Below are 16071 nucleotides of genomic sequence, written 5' to 3' on the forward strand. Positions count from 1 at the left end.
TTCTTTTGGCTCCTGTGATTGCCCTTCTCGCGGCGCCGGCCGCTTGGGCTTCTGAGAGTCGGGAGGCGTTCGAGAATTGCCAGCGTCTGTTCGATACAGCGCCGAGCGAACGGGCGTCCGCCAAGTGTTTCCGGCAGATGGCCACGCCGGGCAACCGGGAGGAGGTGGTCGAGCGGTTCGAAGCCTTGATTCGCCGCTTTCCCGACGAGCCGTGGCTGTACTACTACCTGGCGAGCACAGAATGGACTTCGCGAACGCCCAGAGTGCCCAAACACTATTCGCGGGCGGCGGATCTCCTCCAACGACGGGGAGACTTCGATGGCGAAATGGATGCTCGGCGCGGCCGCTCGACCTTTCTTCTCGACATTGGTGATGCGGCAGAGTCCTCGGCAGAGTTGGAGCGCATGAAGGCCTTGGTGGGACCGGAAACCTCGCCAGAAAATCGGGCTTGGGTCGACATCGTGGAAGCACGTTTTCTGGTGATCGCCGACAAAAGTCTCGACCGCGCGGTGGACGTCCTTCGGCGCTCCGAAGCCTATGTGCGCGATTCCGGTACGGTGGATATCAATCTCAAGCGTCGCTGGCTCAATCAGGCCTTCACTGCCACCTATGAACTCGGTCGTTACGATGAGGCGAAGCCGTTGCTCGACGAGCTGGTCACGGCTTCCGAGACCGCGGGAAGCGCCCAGGGCCGGGCCACGGCGGCGCTCTTCCAAACCCTTTTCGCGATCACCACCAACCTCCCGACGTCTGCTGTCCGCGAGGCCGCTGTCACGAACGCGGAGCGAAGCCTGGAGTTGAGCCAGGCGGCTGGTGTTGCTCCTTTGGAAGCCAGGTCGCTTCGATTGCTCGGCCAGCTCCGGGGCGGCGACGAGGGCCGTCGTCACTTTGCACGGTGCCTTGAGTTGACGAGGGACTCCGCCGGCCTGGCGAGATTGCGCGTGGACTGCCTGTCCGCTCTTGCGGTCTCGGAGGCTCGCGACGGCGATCCGAACGCATGGTCCCGAATCGTCGAAGCGCAGCAAGTGGTCGAAGGGCTCGACGATGATTGGCCGCGCCTGACCTTGGAGCGGGCCGCTGCTCGAGTCCTTTGGTTACAGGGTCATCGGGAGCGCGGATGGAATGCGGGTCTCAAGATTCTGGATCGATTGGAAGAGTTGCGCGACGCTCAGTCCGGAGACAGCGGCAGAGTTGGTGTTCTCGCGGCTCGCTGGGAGCCGTACCTATGGCTCGCCGGCGAGTTGCTCGCCGGCCGAAGTGAGACCGATCGAATCGAACTGGAACGGGCCTTCCAGGTGATCGAGCGGATGCGGGGTCGGGTGCTGCTCGACAGCTTGGCCGAATCACGCTCGGAGAGGCCGCAAGAACCGGCGTCCCTGGCCTCGGTAGAGCGCGAGTTGGAGGAGCACGAGGCCATGCTGTCGTTTCAATTCTCCGTCGAGAGAGACGTCTTCGGCCGATCCGTCGGAGGTTCCTGGGTGATCGTCTCAACCCACGACGGGAGTCGAGCCATCCGGTTGGAGGATCGCCTGAAAGTCGAGCCGCCAATCGGAGACCTGGTGCGACTGAAGCGGTTGGATGAAGCGCCCGAAGTCTTGCAGTTGCTTCATGGGCAGTTGCTCGCGAAGGCACTGGCGACTCTGCCGGCGGCGGTTGAACACTTGATTCTGGTGCTCGATGGAGAGCTGCATCGGATTCCGTTCGAAGCCTTGCGAGCTTCCCCTGACCCGAGCGCGTCCCTCGTGAACCGGTTTCGCATTTCCTATCAGCCATCGGCCACCCTTTGGCTGAAGTGGCGGACCCTGCCTGTCGAGATGAAGCCGCCACTCTCCGTCCTCGCACTGGCCGATCCGATGCTTCCCGTATCGGATCCAGTGCCTGGGTTGAAGGGCTTGAGGGGGCGACCGGATTGTCGGGATCTTCCTCCGCTCCTTCACGCCAGGGAGGAGGGGCGCCAGGTGTTGAAGAGCCTGGGTATGGGCCGCCTGTGGATAGGAGTCGACGCATCGGAAGCGGCTCTCAAGGCGGAGCCGCTCAGCGAACACTCGCTCATCCATTTTGCCGCCCATGCGTGCACCTTGCCGAGTCGCCCGGAAGCCTCAGCGATTCTGTTGGCGGCGGGCGATGCCCAGCAAGACGGACACCTCCGGCCCGCTGACATTTTGGAACTCGACAATCTGCCGCCGATGATCGTTTTGGCCGCCTGCCGAACGGCCGATGGAAGGGTAGTCCGAGGTGAAGGGGTGATGAGCCTCGTCCGGTCGTTCTTTGAAGCTGGCGCGAGGGTGGTGGTAGCCAGCCAGCGGGATCTACCGGACTATGAGTCCTCCCTGATTTTCTCCGCGGTCTACCGCCATCTGAGCGAGGGCTTGAGCGTCGGGGAAGCGCTCCAACGGGTGCAGCGGGAGCGCATCCGAGCTGGCGCTCCGTCCGCCGGTTGGGGTTCCCTCCGGGTTCTCGGAGATGCTGACTGGGTGCCTTTCCCAGGCGGCATCTCCGTTCCGAGAGAGTCGGGACATCTGGAATGGATCCTCGCCATCGCTCTCGCCCTTCTGGCCGTTGGGGCTTTGGTGGTTCTCTGGCGGCAAAGGCGAGCGCGAGATCGCTAGGGAGGCGAAGCGGTCGAACCGAAGCGCGCGGTGAAAGTTTGCTCATCCAGAACGAGCGCGCCGCTCTTTGCCGTTACCCGCCAGAGAATACGGGCGCCCGAGGGTACCCCCTCCAGATCTTGCTCGGGTACCCGAAACGTTGTCTCGCCGGAAGGCGAAGCCGTCAGATTTTCGATCTCGATCACCTCGCCACTGTGATCGGAGGTGATCCAGGTCACCCGCAGGTCGAAACGATCGGCGTCCAGGTGCTGCCACCGAAGCTCGAATTCACTGGCAGACAGCACGGTGTCCGCAGTCATCGAAGTCGTGAGTTCGGCCTGGGCTCCCCGCTCGACATCCTTTGGCAAGAAGAAAAGCGCTCCGACGCCGATGACGACCAGAACCACCGCTGCCGCGGCGATCTTCGGAAGGTAGCCGATGAAGGCGGCGGTGCGTCTTTCGGAGGGGCGGGGTAGAGACTCCATGTCCGAAGCCAACCCCCAGGCGCGGGCGCAGAAGGGACATTGCGAGACGTGAGCCAATACCTTCCGAGTATCTTCTGGTGAGAGTTCCTGGGCGACCGCCTGCCAGATCAGGTCGGAGTCGGGGCAGTCGCTCTGCGGCCGGTCGGTCTCTCCGTCCACCGAAAGCATCTCTCTCAACTCTTCGTCTGTCCATGACGCTGGGTTCATCGTGAGGCTCCTTGCACTCCCTTTTTCCGTAGACAGGACGCAAGGTCGCTCCGTCCGCGGAGTACCAGGTTCTCCACCTTCTTGTTGGGCCAATCCAGCATCGCTCCGATCTCCTTGACGCTGTGTTCGCGCAGTCGAAGAAATACAGCGATGCGGCGAGCCTCGTTCAGGCGTTCGAGGCACTTGTAAATGGCGTCATGCGCCTGTTTGAGGGTGAGATGGCGTTCCGGGTCGTGTTCCCGGGACGGTGGAAGATCGCCCGTAGAGTTGGGCAACGGCACCGGCGCTAGGCATTGTCGGCGTCGAATCTCGTCGATCACCAAATTGCAGGCTGTTTTCTTGGCAAAGGCGAACGGATTCTCAATCTCATCCGCGTCTTCTCGGAGCTTCTGCGTCATCCGCATCAGAGCTTCCTGAACGAAGTCCTCCACCTCATCCGGGCGAAGGAAGGAGAATCTGGCCTGGACAGCCCGAATCAAACCGATACGGATATCGGCGACGATCCCGCCAATGGATTCCCTGCCGTCTTCAGCCATTGTTTCAAGACTCACTGATTTGACGGCGCGTATTGTACACGACGGAGCTCATCTTAGTTTGGGGTGAGTGTTTCCCGCTGCTCGTTCGTCGAGGGCGTGAGGCTGATGCTGTTCGGCCTCACTTCTCGAATCTTTTTGATAGGAGGGATTCATGTGCACAATGAGCCGGCAGGGCAGTTCGGTGAGTCGAGTGAAAAGGCTGAAGGGTTCGGCCGTGGTGTTGGGATCTTTGGTCTTTTTGTGGATGCCCGGTACCAGTTGGGCTAGTTGTCCAGGATGCTCGGGCTGGTCGGACGGCCGAGTTCGTGTGGAGATCGCATCGTTCGATCCGAACACAAGAACCGTCGGACTTGAAGTTGGGCATGATTGCGACCAGGGAGGAGAGATCTACTATTCGACCGCGAGCCGCTCTCTGACGACGATCAATTTGGCCAAACAAAGGTTTGGCTGGCGGGGTGGACGGATCGATTTCGAGGCCCAGTCGTCGGATCAATCTTCTTCGGACGATAATGAGATCGTTGTCATTTCCCTTCATTCGTTATGCCTAGGCTTGCAAGATCATTCGGCCGACGTAGAGCTGTGTCTCCCAAACTGCGAAGGAGAGACTTCCCATGAAGAGGTCGCAACCGTAAGCGGTGAGGCTCCTGACCTAGAGCGATTTGTAATATTTTTCTTAAACGCATCCTATTTCAAGGATCGGAACTCATCCGGTGTAAATACTGACCTCGGGGCGAGGTTTGATCTGTTCTGGAAGGGGCGCTTCGGTGTCCAGGTGGCAGCGTTGGCGGCGGAGGACGAAATACCTTTTTCGGATCTGGCTTCCGAGGCAACGCAAGATGTACTGCTTGGAGATCTTCGAGGCGCCTTTAATTTTTTTCGCACCTGTCGAATCGAGGCGGGTGCTTTTCTGGGTGTCGGCTATTCAGATCTTGAGGTTGACACCAAACGATACGCCAAAGGCTGGGGTGCAACCGCGGGGGTGGGTTTCAAGGCCCGGATGAATGATCACTTCTTTGCCGGGGCAGATCTCTTGGCCCGCTATCAGCACGGGAAAGATGAAAGCCAGATCAACTTGGAAAGTGCGGTCTTCGTGGGTATCGCATTCTGAGCCCAACTTCGTTGGGGCAATCGTTGTTCCGCAAGTACTCTTTTGGGGTTCGAGAGAAACCAGCGTAACCTTTCCTTCGTTCGTTGAAGCGCTTCTTCACGCCGGGGAGGTGCGCAAGGCGATCTGCGCCATGCGGTCGAGGCGGTGGTGACCTGTTGGTCGAGGCCGAGCCACCGGGCTTCGGCGACGACGGCCCACCTTGGGTCGGGGCGGGTGGGGCGGCAAGCTCCGAGGTCCTTGCGGTAGGCTCTGCGCCTACACCTGAGACTTCCTTGGAGAACCCATGAAAGCCCTGCCCCGCTCTCGCGTCGTCGTCCCGTTGGTTGCTCTTCTCATCGGAGTCTTTTGCTCGACCGGGCTGCTGGCCTCGAAAACTCAGAGCGACGCCATCGACCCCGATCTCCTGGCCGGGATGCGGGCGCGGTCCATCGGGCCGGCGACGATGAGTGGGCGGGTGGCTTCGGTGGATGCGACGGCTGGTGGCGAGACGATCTTCGTTGGCGCGGCGACCGGCGGTGTGTGGCGTTCGACGGACTACGGGCTCACCTGGGAACCGGTGTTCGACGATCAGCCGGTGGCCTCGATCGGCGCGGTGGCTCTCGATCCGTCGGCGCCGGAGCGGGTGTGGGTGGGCACCGGCGAGGGCAATCCCCGCAACAGCACCTCCGTCGGCGGCGGCATCTACCGCTCCGACGACGGCGGCGAGACCTGGGCGCTCAAAGGGCTGGAGGCGACGGAGCGCATCCACCGGGTGATCGTCCATCCGGAGGATCCGGACACGGTGTGGGTCGCCGCCCTCGGCCGGGCCTGGGGCGAGAACCCGGAGCGCGGGGTGTTCAAGAGCACCGACGGCGGCGAGACCTGGGAGAAGGTGCTGTACGTGGACGAGCGCACCGGCGCCGCCGATCTGGTGATCGATCCGTCGAACCCGCGCAAGCTGCTGGCGGCGATGTGGGACTACCGCCGCTGGCCCTGGTCTTTTCGCTCCGGCGGCCCCGGTTCGGGCCTCTATTTGAGCCGCGACGGCGGTGAGAGCTGGCAGCGCCTCACCCCCGAGGACGGCCTGCCGGAGGGCGACCTCGGCCGCATGGGGTTGGCCTTTGCGGCGTCGAATCCGAACGTCGCCTACGCCTTGATCGAAAGCTCCGGCGATCTCGCTCTCTACCGCTCGGACGACGGCGGCAAGAGCTGGGCCGAGCGCACGACGGACCGCCAGGTGGGCAACCGCCCCTTCTATTACGCTGACATTCGGGTGGACCCGGCGGACGAGGATCGCGTTTACAGCCTGTGGTCGGCGGTTTCCGTTTCGGACGATGGCGGCAAGAGCTTCGATGTGTTGGTGCCCTTCCGCTCCGTCCACCCGGACCATCATGAGATGTGGATCGATCCGGAGAACCCGGATCTGTTGATCAACGGCAATGACGGCGGCGTGGCGATCAGCCGTGACCGCGGCAAGACCTGGCGCTACGTGAACAACCTGCCGCTGGGGCAGTTCTACCACCTGCGGGTGGATAACGACGTGCCCTACAACGTCTACGGCGGCATGCAGGACAACGGCTCCTGGCGCGGCCCGAGCAGCGTGTGGGAGAACGCCGGCATCCGCAACCACCACTGGCAGGAGGTGGGTTTCGGCGACGGCTTCGACACGGTGCCGATGGCGGACGATTCCACCCAGGGTTACGCCATGAGCCAGGAGGGCTACCTGTCGCGCTGGGACGTCGAGACCGGAGCCCGAAAGTCCGTCCGACCGGCGCCGGAGCGCCCGGACGAGCCGTTGCGCTTCAACTGGAACGCCGCCATCGCCCTCGATCCCTTCGATCCAGCGGGGGTCTATTACGGCAGCCAGTATGTGCACTACTCGAAGGATCGTGGAGAGACCTGGGAGGTGATCAGCCCGGATCTCACCACCGATCTCCCCGAGTGGCAGAAGCAGGCCGAAGCCGGCGGTTTGACGCCGGACGTCACCGGCGCCGAGAACTTCACCTCCCTGGTGGCCCTTGAGGCGAGTCCCCACGAGCGAGGCGTGCTGTGGGCCGGCAGCGACGATGGCCGGATTCACGTGACCCGCGATGGTGGCGAGACCTGGAACCGGGTGGACGAAGGCGCCAGCGCCGTGCCGGAACACACCTGGGTACCGCACATCGCCGCCTCGCCGCACGCGGCCGACACCGCCTTCATCGTGTTCGACGATCATCGGCGCTCGAACTGGCAGCCCTACGCCTACCGGGTTTCTGGCTACGGCGCCACCTGGGCGCGCCTCGACACCTCCGAGGTGGAGGGCTACGCGCTGGTCATCGAGCAGGATCCGGTGGCGCCGAACCTCCTCTACCTGGGGACGGAATTCGGTCTGTGGATCTCCCTCGACGGCGGCGCGAGCTTCTTCCGCTGGCGCCACGGCGTGCCGACGGTGTCGGTGATGGATCTGGTGGTGCAGCCGCGCGAGCACGACCTGGTGCTCGGCACTCACGGCCGGTCGGCCTACATCCTGGACGACGTGCGGCCGCTCCGTGAGCTGTCGGCGGAAGTGCTGGCGAAGCCCATCCACCTGTTCGCCATCCCCGACGCCCAGCAGTACTGGGTGGGGCAGACGGGCTCGTCGCGCTTCGCCGGCGACAACGAGTTCCGCGGCGAGAACCGGCCCTACGGCGCCCTCATCACTTTCTCCCTGGCGGACGACGACTTGCCGCTGCCGGACGACGAGCGCGAGCGCGAACGCCTGCAGGCCAAGCGCGACGCGGCCCGCGAGGCCGAGGGAATGACGGACGAGCCGCGCGGCCGCGCTCCTCGCGGTGAGCGCAAGGGCAAGAAAGCATCCAAGGGGGAAGAAGAAACCACTGGCGAAGAGGAGGCCGCGGACGACGCCGCAGCCGAAGAGAAGAAGGGCGGCGAGGAACCGAAAGCCACCTTGCAGATCCTCGCCGCCGACGGCTCCCTCGTCCGCACCTTCGAAACGAAGGTCACCCGCGGCATCAACCGCGTCGCCTGGAACCTGAGGCGCAACGCCTTCGAGTCGCCACCGCGCGGCGACGGACCGACCTGGGGAGACTACTCCGGCCCGTCCATTCTGCCCGGCGAGTACACGGTGGTGGTGAAGCACGGCGACCACGAGGCCCGCGGGCCGGTGCGGGTGTTGGCGGATCCCCGGTTCGACATCTCACCGCAGGATCGCCAGGCGAAGGAGGCGATGATCCTGCGGGCCGGCGCGCTACAGGAATCCCTCACCCGGGCGATCGTGGATATCCGCGAAGCGCGGGGAGCGATCGAGAGGTTGGCCGGCGAACTGGAGGCTGAGGCGAAGAAGGCGGAGCGCAAGGGCGAGCCGGAGGATGAGGGCAAGAAGCAGGCCGCGAAGGACGGCCGCAAGGTGGCGAAGGCCTTGAAGGATCTGGAGCTCACCCTGTGGTATCCGCCGGAGTCGAAGGGCATCCGTGCCGGCGACGTGCCGTGGTCCATCCTGGGCGATGCGCAGTGGCTGGTCGGCAGCTCGTGGGACGCGCCCACGGAGGCGCAGCGGCGCTACCTGGAGCAGGCAGAAGCGGTGGTCGAAGAAGCCCTCGCCGGAGTGGAGAAGGCGGTGGCGGAGACCGTCGAGCCGTATCGCGCCAAGGTCCGCGATTCCGGCTACCAGCGGATTCCGGCGATCGAAATTGCCGGTGAAAAGGGTGAGGAACGGTAGGCGCGGTTCCCCTAAGGAGCGGTCGGCCCTACCGCCGGCGACCAGGAGAAGCCGAGGGAGAATCCCCGGCCCTCGGCCAGCGGCGCCCGGTCGTCCGCCGAGCGGAAGTAGCGCCGGTCGAGCAGATTGCTGCCGGAGAGGCGGAGCTTCCAGTCCGGGCGCAGCTCATAGGCGAGGGCCGCCGTCACCAGCTCGGCGGAAGGAATGGCCTGCTCGCCTGCACCCGGGTCGTCGACCGCTGCCCGATGCTCCCAGCGCAGCGTGCCTTGCCAGCGGCCCCGCTGGTGTTTGCCCTCCAGGCGAAGCCGGTCCGGCGGCACGTCCACCAGCGGTGAGCCGTCGTCTGCCTCGCCTTCGATGCGGTGGCCGCTCCAGGCCAGGCCCCAGCGCTCGTTGATCTGGAAGAACCCTTCCAGCTCGAAGCCTTCCAGGGTGCCACCGGTGAGATTGCGGAAGGTGCGGGTATCCGGATCGAGGCGGATTCGTTCGATCAGGTCATCAATGTCGTTGCGAAAGACATGCGCCGCCGCGAAGGCCCGGTTGCCGTACCAGCGGAGTCCCAGGTCAACGCTCACCGAGCGCTCCGGCTCGAGTTCCGGATTGCCGATCACCCGGCCCCGGCCGGTGGTGCCGGTGAAGAATCGTTCCGTCAGGCTGGGGAAGCGTAGGCCGGTGCCGGCGGTGCCGGTCAGTTCGAAGCCCGCCGCCAGCGGCAGCGACGAGCCCACGAAGGCGTTCACCGCCTCGTCTTGCCGGCTACGGGCGCCGGAGTTGGTTTGGCGGAAAGCCGTCGCCCGGCCGCCGGCTTCCACCACCAGGGGGCCGGCGTTGGTCCGCACCGAGCCGAAGAACGACAGCTCGTCCTCCTCGCCGTCATCGAGGGTCTTGAATCCCGCCTCCTCAGCGGTCACCCCCCGGCGCGCCGCGTAGTCCACTCCCCAGCGCAGGCTCGCTTCGCCCCAGGTGGACTCCCGGAGAGCCGAGCCGCCGAGATCGAAAGCCTGATTCTCGACCGTGTCCACCGTACCGTCCTCGCGGGACTCGGTGATCAAGTCGTTGGGATGCGCATAGACCGAGAGGTCCCACCCTTTTCGCAGGGTGATCGACCAACGGGCGAGCAGGTGCCGCTCTTCCGGATAGAGGGTGATCGATTCCGGAAACTCGGAACTCGCCTTGCCGATGTCCCGGGCGAAGGTCGGCATCACCGACAGGCTCCAGGGCTGGTCGCTTTCTCCCAGCGTGCCGCGCAGGCTCCACGCCGCGGACAGGCTCTCGAAGCGGTTGAAGAGCGGTTCGCCGTCGGCCGCTTCGCCATCGTCCGAGGCGCGGTAGGCCAACCCCAGGGACCAGCTTTCGCCGCCCGCGCCGGGAGTCGAACCCCAGCCCACCCGCAGGTGGCGGCCGTCGCCGACGGTGGAGTAGCCGAGATCGACGCTCAAGGCCGAAAAGGTGCGCGGAAACACCTGCACGATGCCGCCCAACGCCCCAGATCCGTAGGAGCTGGAGGCCGGGCCGCGGACCACCTCCACCGAGTCCATCAGCAGCGGATCCAGAAACGAGGCGGAAACCCCCGCCCGGCGTTCGCCATTGATCGGCACGCCGGCGACCAGGGTGAGCACCCGCTGGCGCGATACGCCGCGGATCGAATAGGTCTGGAAAATGCCCCCCTGGCCGTTCTCGGACACGCCGGGGGTGCCTTCCACCAGCGCCGTCAGCGTTTCCACCGGCGCCGGCTGGTCGAGGGGCCGCACCCGGGTGGCGGCGGCGGTGGTGGCTTCGAGCGCCGCGCCGCCACCGCGCCCCACCGACACCACGATCTCCTCGAACACTTTCTGCTTGGGGGTGAGGGCGATGGTCCAGCCGGTGTCGTCCGCTGGCACCGTGGCGGTGGCCTCCGAGAAGCGCGGATGGCGCACCACCAGCGCCGTGCCGGCTGCGATCTCGCCCAAGTCGAAGCGCCCCTGGAGATCCGTCCGCGCCAGGGCTTGCGCCTGATCGGCAAGGCTCACCCGGGCCCCCTCCACCGCCACCCCCTGGTCCGTTGTCACTTTGCCCTGGGCGGCCCACAGGGCGGCCGGGTGAACCAGCACGAAAAGGCCCGGAACGAGGGAGCGGAGGAGTGGGTTCATGGGGGCGGCGGACGATGGTTGAAGTATTGGGAGAAGCGCGCCGGTAAGGTGTACCACATGGCATACGCGGCGGGTCGCCGAGTGGTTGCGCAGCGTCGCCCAACGCCGATCAGTCGTCGCCGTGCTTCCCGTCGAGAATCCTTCGATCCCGCGATCCGTATACAGTCACGCCAGCGCGGACTGCTTCTTGGAGGATAAAGCCGCGCGTCGACTCGACCCCAGAAGATCGTCGGCCCTCGGCGAAGGGCCATTACGAGGGAGAATTCATGACCCCCACCCTGGAGCTGCGCCAATTGCGGAAGGCCTATCGCGACGTGGTCGCGGTGGATTCCGTATCCCTCTCCGTGCCGCCGGGCAAGATCTACGGCCTGCTCGGTCCGAACGGTGCCGGCAAGACCACCACCATCCGCATGATCATGGACATCATCGCGCCGGACCAGGGCGAGATTCTCTTCGAGGGCCGGCAGCGCACTCGCAAGGACCTGGAGCGCATCGGCTACCTGCCGGAAGAGCGCGGCCTCTACCGCAAGATGACGGTGCTGGACCACCTCGCCTTCCTCGGCGAGCTGAACGGCATCCGCCACGCCGAAGGCCTCGAACGCGGCCAGCGCTGGCTCGATCGCCTGGAGCTGGGCGAGTGGGGCAAGAAGAAGGTCGAAGAGCTGTCCAAGGGCATGCAGCAGAAGGTGCAGATCGCTGGCACCTTGCTCCACGAACCGGCGATGGTCATTCTCGACGAGCCCTTCTCTGGCCTCGACCCGATCAACCAGGGGTTGTTCAAGGACCTGCTGGCGGAATTCAAACAGGAGGGCCGCACGGTGGTCTTCTCGACCCACGTGATGGAGCAGGCGGAGAAGCTCTGCGACCACATCTGCCTGATCTCCCACGGCCGAACCATCCTCTCCGGCCCGTTGGCGGAGCTCAAGCGCGAGATCGGCGGCAACACCTATCGCCTGAAAGCCGCCGGCGACCTCGACCGCCTGGCCGAGGTGCCGGGCATCGACCAGGTAATCGGCGGCGACGGCGAGGCCAAGCTGATTCTCGAACCGGAGGCCAGCGGTGCCGACGTGCTAGGGGCGGTGGTCCAGTTCCTCACCGTCCACGAGTTCCGGAACGAAGAGCCGGAGCTGGCGGACATCTTCGTAAAGGCGGTGCGCGATGCCGGTTGATTCCTCCACCCCGAACACCCCGCCGCCGTCGGACGCCGGCGCCAAGCGCTCCCGGCCGTCGAAGATCTGGGTGCTCGCCAAGCGCGAGTACGCCACCCGCATCAAGTCCAAGGGCTTCTGGATCGCCACCCTCGTGCTGCCGCTGTTCATGGCGGCGATGTTCATCGTGCCGGGGTTGGTCATCTCCAAGACCCGCTCCCAGCAGACGGCGGTGATCGTGGACGAGACCGGCCAGGTGGCCGAAGGGGTGATCTCGCGCCTCCAAGACCAGCAGGACGACGACCAGAACGCCACCCTCTCGCTGGCGGAAGAGGCGCCGGCGGCGGACCGCCAAGCCCAGGTGGCGGCTCTCGACCAGCGGGTGCTCGACGGCGACCTCGACGCCTGGATCTGGGTGTCCGAAGCGGGCCTCGAAGAGGACACCTTCGAGTACCACGCCGAGAGCGTTTCGAACCTCTTCACCCAGAGTGTCATCGAGCGCGCCGTCTCGGCGGAAGTGCGCTCCCTGCGCCTCACCGAAGCGGGCCTCGATGCCGAGCGCATCCGCGAACTGTCCCGCGGCGTGGACATCCAAACGGTGCGGGTGTCCGCCGAGGGCAGCCGCGAGGAAACCGGCTTCGCCGGCTTCATCCTGGCCTACGGCATGTTCTTCCTGCTCTACCTGATCCTGCTGATCTGGGGCCAGCAGGTGCTGACCGGCGTGCTCGAAGAAAAGAGTTCCCGCATCGTCGAGGTGATCGTCTCCTCGGCCACCCCGCGGGAGTTGATGATGGGCAAGCTCACCGGCATCGGTCTGGCCGGCCTCACCCAGCTCGGCACCTGGCTGGTGACCATGACGGTGCTCACCGCTCCGGGCATCGCCACCGCCCTCGCCACCCTGCCGGAGGGCTTCAACCTGCCCACCCTGAGCCCCGTCGTGGCGGTGTTCTTCGCCCTCTTCTTCCTGCTGGGATTCTTCGTCTACTCCTCCATCTACGCCGCCGTTGGCTCCGCCTTCAACAACCTGCAGGAAGCCCAACAGCTCGCCGCCGTGCCGATGGCCTTCATCATCGCCCCGGTGATGGTGGTGATGCCGGTGATCAACGATCCGGACGGCGCCCTGGCGACCATCAGCTCCTTGATCCCCATCTTCACCCCCATGCTCATGCCCGTGCGCATCGCGGTGAAAATGCCCCCGGCGTGGGAAATCGCCCTATCCCTCCTCCTCACCACCGCCTTCGTCTTCTTCATGGTCTGGCTCTGCGGCCGCATCTACCGGGTGGGGATCCTCATGCACGGCAAAAAGCCGACCCTGCGAGAGATCTGGCGGTGGGTGCGGTATGCGTGAGGGTTAGTCGGAGGCCTCGGGGGCGAGTTCGGCGCGGATGGCGGCGAGGTTGTCCTGCGTGAGTTGAGTGTCGGGATGGTCCGGACCGAGACTTGCCTCCATTATCTCAGCGGCGCGGACAGCAAGGGGCTCAGCCTCTTGCTGTCGGTTGGTGTCTTTGAAGAGCAGCGTCAGATTACTGAGTCGGGTAGCGATTTTTGGGTGCTGGGGTCCGTAGGTTTCCTCGTCGATCTGCAGTGCCCTTTCATCAAAGGCTCGGATTCTTGTAGTCCGAAGGGCCCGAACGGGCTTCTGGTCACCCACCTCAATCCTTCCGAACCTACGAAATCCAAGAATTTCGAGTCCAGGAGTCTACCCCAGCACTTCTACCCCTCTCCCCCCGAAGGCCGACAATCAGGGTCATCCACCCCCGCCCCACCCCCATCACAGAGGTCGAGGGGGCGCCCGCGGGCGGAGCGCAGCGTGTCTGAGCTGAGAAGAGAAAGCAAACCGGCCGACGTTGTCGAACCCCAGACAGCGTCGGCCGATGAGGTGATGATCCGGCGAGTTCGAGCACCGCCCGCGGACGACCGACTCGGCCGCCCTCCCTTCGAGCCCCGCAGGCGGGCGCCCAACTCGACCGAACTACTCCCTACTCAAAACATTCATCCCCGAAGGGTCCGTTGCCTTCGCAGAACACGTCGACCCAGCAGGTGGCGTTATCGGTGAGGCCTCCGGGTTCACGGACGGTCAACTGGATGAGGTAGGAACCGCTTTCGGTGTACCAGTGGTTCACCGATTGGCCGGTCCCGGTGGTGCCGTCTCCAAAGTTCCAGGTGTAGGTGAGGGCGCCGCCGTCCGGATCGTTGGAACAGGCGCCGCTGATCGCCGCCCGCAGCGGTGCCGAACCAAACTGCGGCGTGACGGTGCAGCAGGCGTTGGGCTGGGCGTTGGCGGTGATGTTCGTCCGGCCGACCAGACCCACCCCGTTGTTGCCTTCGTCCGTTTCGCCGATGGCGTTGTTCGCATCGACGATCCACCCCAGGTGGTAAAGGCCGGCTGGCGTGGTAGCGGGGATGGTCATGAAGACGTTGAGGGTCGAGAGAGTACCGGCGTTCATCGAGAAGGTCGCGGACCCGAGTAGGCGGTCCGCGGTGGTGATGAAGCGGTCCGTGGACAAGAAGAATTCCACCCGCACCGAGTTCTGGTTGGTGGTGCCGCGGTTCTCGATGGTGAAGGGAATGGCGATGCGCTGGTTGCGCGCTGCCGTGGCAGGGGCCGGAATGATGGCCGAGTTACCGACGCCGATGCGCTGATAGGCGGAGGCCGCCACATCGCGGAACGTACCCGAAGTGCCATAGCCGGCGCGCACTGCGAGGGTGTCGTCGGCGTGGGGCTGGATCTCGTTGAAGTTTCCGATCACTCCGCCGTCCGGGTAGATGGCGTCCATCGTGCCCATCACATCGTTCTCGTGAGCCGCACCGAAGACGTGACCGAATTCGTGCATGCCGACGATGGCGAAGACCGTGGGGGCGAAAATTCCTCCGGGCGGAGGATTGGGGCGAAAGTCCCAGCCGTTGTTGGGAGCGGGGTTGAACAGTACGTCCTGCTCAACGATCCGCGGTTGCGCTCCCCACAGCCAAGGACAGTTGTTCCTGGAATAGATGGGATTTGCGAACCCTAGAATGAAGTTTCCTGGCTGGTTCAGTCCCCAGTCGTTCCACTGGTCCGGTGTGGCGATGACCACGCTGCTGCGTCCGTCGCCGGCGACCACGTTGTCGTTAGCCACGAAGGTGTAGTTGAAGCGAAAGCGCGAACCCGGGGATTCCAGATTCCAGGCGGTGCGCATCTGCTCCAGAGCCGCCAGTTGCGGCGAGCCGACCGGGAAGTCGGCGGCGGATACTTCCATGTTGAGGTTGGTGCCGTCCCACACCACGCGGTTCCGACATTCTTGGACCCACTCGAAGGCGCTTGTTGGAGCCGCGACGGTGGCGGCGAGGACGAGAGCTGAGCAACCGACGATCAGCCGCGACTTGCTCATCGCTCACCTCCTTTGCCGGGGAGCCCGGAGAAGGGTTCATCGAGGGCGGTAGCGGAGACCACCGGAACGGGTTGTCGATAGGTGCTGCGACCCTGTTGGTCGACGACCTTGCTTTGTAGACCCGAGAGCACCGCATCGGCGGTCGGCAGATCGAGGGCGCGAACCGCGTTCCTTTCGGGTAGACCGGTGATCTCGACGCCGTCCTGCTCGAGCAAGACAATTCCTACTCGGGGTTCCTTCCAGAACCCGTCGGCGTTGATGGCCTGCTCGGCAAGAACCCACTGGTCGTTTTCGATGCCCGTCACCGGCCAGCCGCTGTGGTCCGTCAGGATCGGCGCACCGGTTTCCGGGTGCTGGCGGAAGTCCAGCTTGCCCTGGCTCCATCCGACCAGCGGGCAGAGCGCCTTGGTGTTGCCGGCGACGAACAGGACGTGACGTCCGCCGACCTCAAAGCGCGGAACGCTCGGAGTGTAGGCGAAGATCTCGTCCGTCTCCCCACCGGTAAAGCGCAGGGTCAGCTCTCCGTTGGCGGGGAGCTCGCCCTTGAAGGTTCGCTCCACTTGGAAGGTGACCAGGGTGAACGGATAGCCGGTTTTCTTCGTCAGGGCCGTCTCGATGTTGACGACGGAGCCTTCGAAGATCAGCTCGGCGAGGTCGATCTGTTCTCCTAGATCCTGCCGAACCAGCGAGGTGGCGTGAATAGCGGTGGCCGAGATCAACAGGACGATGAGTCCCAGCGGCGCCGAGTTCCAAAGTCGTCGCATCAACCTTGCTCCTTTCGGAATCGTCTCCGTGGCCGGGAGACTTGATGAACAAAAGATATCTC

The 16071-nt window shown here is 64.7% G+C and carries 10 protein-coding genes; 5 read left to right on the forward strand and 5 right to left on the reverse strand.

Annotated features, from left to right (window positions below; all coding sequences use genetic code 11):
* The first annotated feature begins 137 nt into the window (after positions 1–137).
* A complete protein-coding gene (locus tag AAF481_08755) occupies positions 138–2609 on the forward strand; it encodes a CHAT domain-containing protein (GenBank protein MEM7481249.1) in 2472 nt (823 codons plus the stop codon).
* Here AAF481_08755 and AAF481_08760 read toward each other — a convergent pair.
* Complete coding sequence (locus AAF481_08760) at positions 2606–3280, reverse strand: hypothetical protein (protein MEM7481250.1); 675 nt, start codon at positions 3278–3280, stop codon at positions 2606–2608. The two genes, AAF481_08755 and AAF481_08760, sit on opposite strands and share 4 nt — an antisense overlap.
* Entirely contained in the window at positions 3277–3816 is a 540-nt protein-coding gene (locus tag AAF481_08765) for an RNA polymerase sigma factor (protein MEM7481251.1), read from the reverse strand. The genes AAF481_08760 and AAF481_08765 overlap by 4 nt, the downstream gene beginning before the upstream one ends.
* A 151-nt stretch (positions 3817–3967) precedes the next feature.
* Between AAF481_08765 and AAF481_08770 the strand changes: the two genes are divergently transcribed.
* Positions 3968–4924: an outer membrane beta-barrel protein gene (locus AAF481_08770; protein ID MEM7481252.1), complete on the forward strand. Its 957-nt coding sequence runs from the start codon at positions 3968–3970 to the stop codon at positions 4922–4924.
* Between the two features lie 283 nt (positions 4925–5207).
* Positions 5208–8600 carry a hypothetical protein gene (locus AAF481_08775; protein ID MEM7481253.1) on the forward strand — a complete coding sequence of 1131 codons (3393 nt, stop codon included), beginning with the start codon at positions 5208–5210 and terminating at the stop codon, positions 8598–8600.
* Between the two features lie 11 nt (positions 8601–8611).
* Here AAF481_08775 and AAF481_08780 read toward each other — a convergent pair whose 3' ends face one another.
* Entirely contained in the window at positions 8612–10729 is a 2118-nt protein-coding gene (locus AAF481_08780; GenBank protein ID MEM7481254.1) for a TonB-dependent receptor, read from the reverse strand.
* Positions 10730–10995: 266 nt separating this feature from the next.
* On the opposite strand from AAF481_08780, the gene AAF481_08785 reads away from it, so the two are divergent.
* A complete protein-coding gene (locus tag AAF481_08785; GenBank protein MEM7481255.1) occupies positions 10996–11898 on the forward strand; it encodes an ATP-binding cassette domain-containing protein in 903 nt (300 codons plus the stop codon).
* On the forward strand, positions 11888–13225 hold the full coding sequence (locus tag AAF481_08790; protein MEM7481256.1) for an ABC transporter permease: 1338 nt from the start codon (positions 11888–11890) through the stop codon (positions 13223–13225). The genes AAF481_08785 and AAF481_08790 overlap by 11 nt, the downstream gene beginning before the upstream one ends.
* A gap of 631 nt (positions 13226–13856) precedes the next feature.
* Here the strand turns inward: AAF481_08790 and AAF481_08795 are convergent.
* Together AAF481_08795 and AAF481_08800 are read right to left on the reverse strand one after the other, a co-directional pair.
* Positions 13857–15245, reverse strand: coding sequence for a PKD domain-containing protein (locus tag AAF481_08795; protein ID MEM7481257.1), 1389 nt, complete (start codon positions 15243–15245; stop codon positions 13857–13859).
* Positions 15242–16009: a hypothetical protein gene (locus AAF481_08800; GenBank protein MEM7481258.1), complete on the reverse strand. Its 768-nt coding sequence runs from the start codon at positions 16007–16009 to the stop codon at positions 15242–15244. Before AAF481_08800 ends, AAF481_08795 begins: the two co-directional genes overlap by 4 nt.
* Positions 16010–16071 lie beyond the last annotated feature (62 nt).

Source organism: Acidobacteriota bacterium (assembly GCA_039030395.1).
In the GTDB taxonomy this organism is placed as follows: domain Bacteria; phylum Acidobacteriota; class Thermoanaerobaculia; order Multivoradales; family JBCCEF01; genus JBCCEF01.

Excerpts from the sequence above, each read along its gene's own strand:
- AAF481_08775 (MEM7481253.1), top strand. The coding sequence starts at position 5,208 with ATGAAAGCCCTGCCCCGCTCTCGCGTCGTCGTCCCGTTGGTTGCTCTT.
- AAF481_08780 (MEM7481254.1), bottom strand. The coding sequence starts at position 10,729 with ATGAACCCACTCCTCCGCTCCCTCGTTCCGGGCCTTTTCGTGCTGGTT.
- AAF481_08790 (MEM7481256.1), top strand. The coding sequence starts at position 11,888 with ATGCCGGTTGATTCCTCCACCCCGAACACCCCGCCGCCGTCGGACGCC.
- AAF481_08770 (MEM7481252.1), top strand. The coding sequence starts at position 3,968 with ATGTGCACAATGAGCCGGCAGGGCAGTTCGGTGAGTCGAGTGAAAAGG.
- AAF481_08785 (MEM7481255.1), top strand. The coding sequence starts at position 10,996 with ATGACCCCCACCCTGGAGCTGCGCCAATTGCGGAAGGCCTATCGCGAC.
- AAF481_08800 (MEM7481258.1), bottom strand. The coding sequence starts at position 16,009 with ATGCGACGACTTTGGAACTCGGCGCCGCTGGGACTCATCGTCCTGTTG.
- AAF481_08755 (MEM7481249.1), top strand. The coding sequence starts at position 138 with ATGGCCACGCCGGGCAACCGGGAGGAGGTGGTCGAGCGGTTCGAAGCC.
- AAF481_08760 (MEM7481250.1), bottom strand. The coding sequence starts at position 3,280 with ATGAACCCAGCGTCATGGACAGACGAAGAGTTGAGAGAGATGCTTTCG.
- AAF481_08795 (MEM7481257.1), bottom strand. The coding sequence starts at position 15,245 with ATGAGCAAGTCGCGGCTGATCGTCGGTTGCTCAGCTCTCGTCCTCGCC.
- AAF481_08765 (MEM7481251.1), bottom strand. The coding sequence starts at position 3,816 with ATGGCTGAAGACGGCAGGGAATCCATTGGCGGGATCGTCGCCGATATC.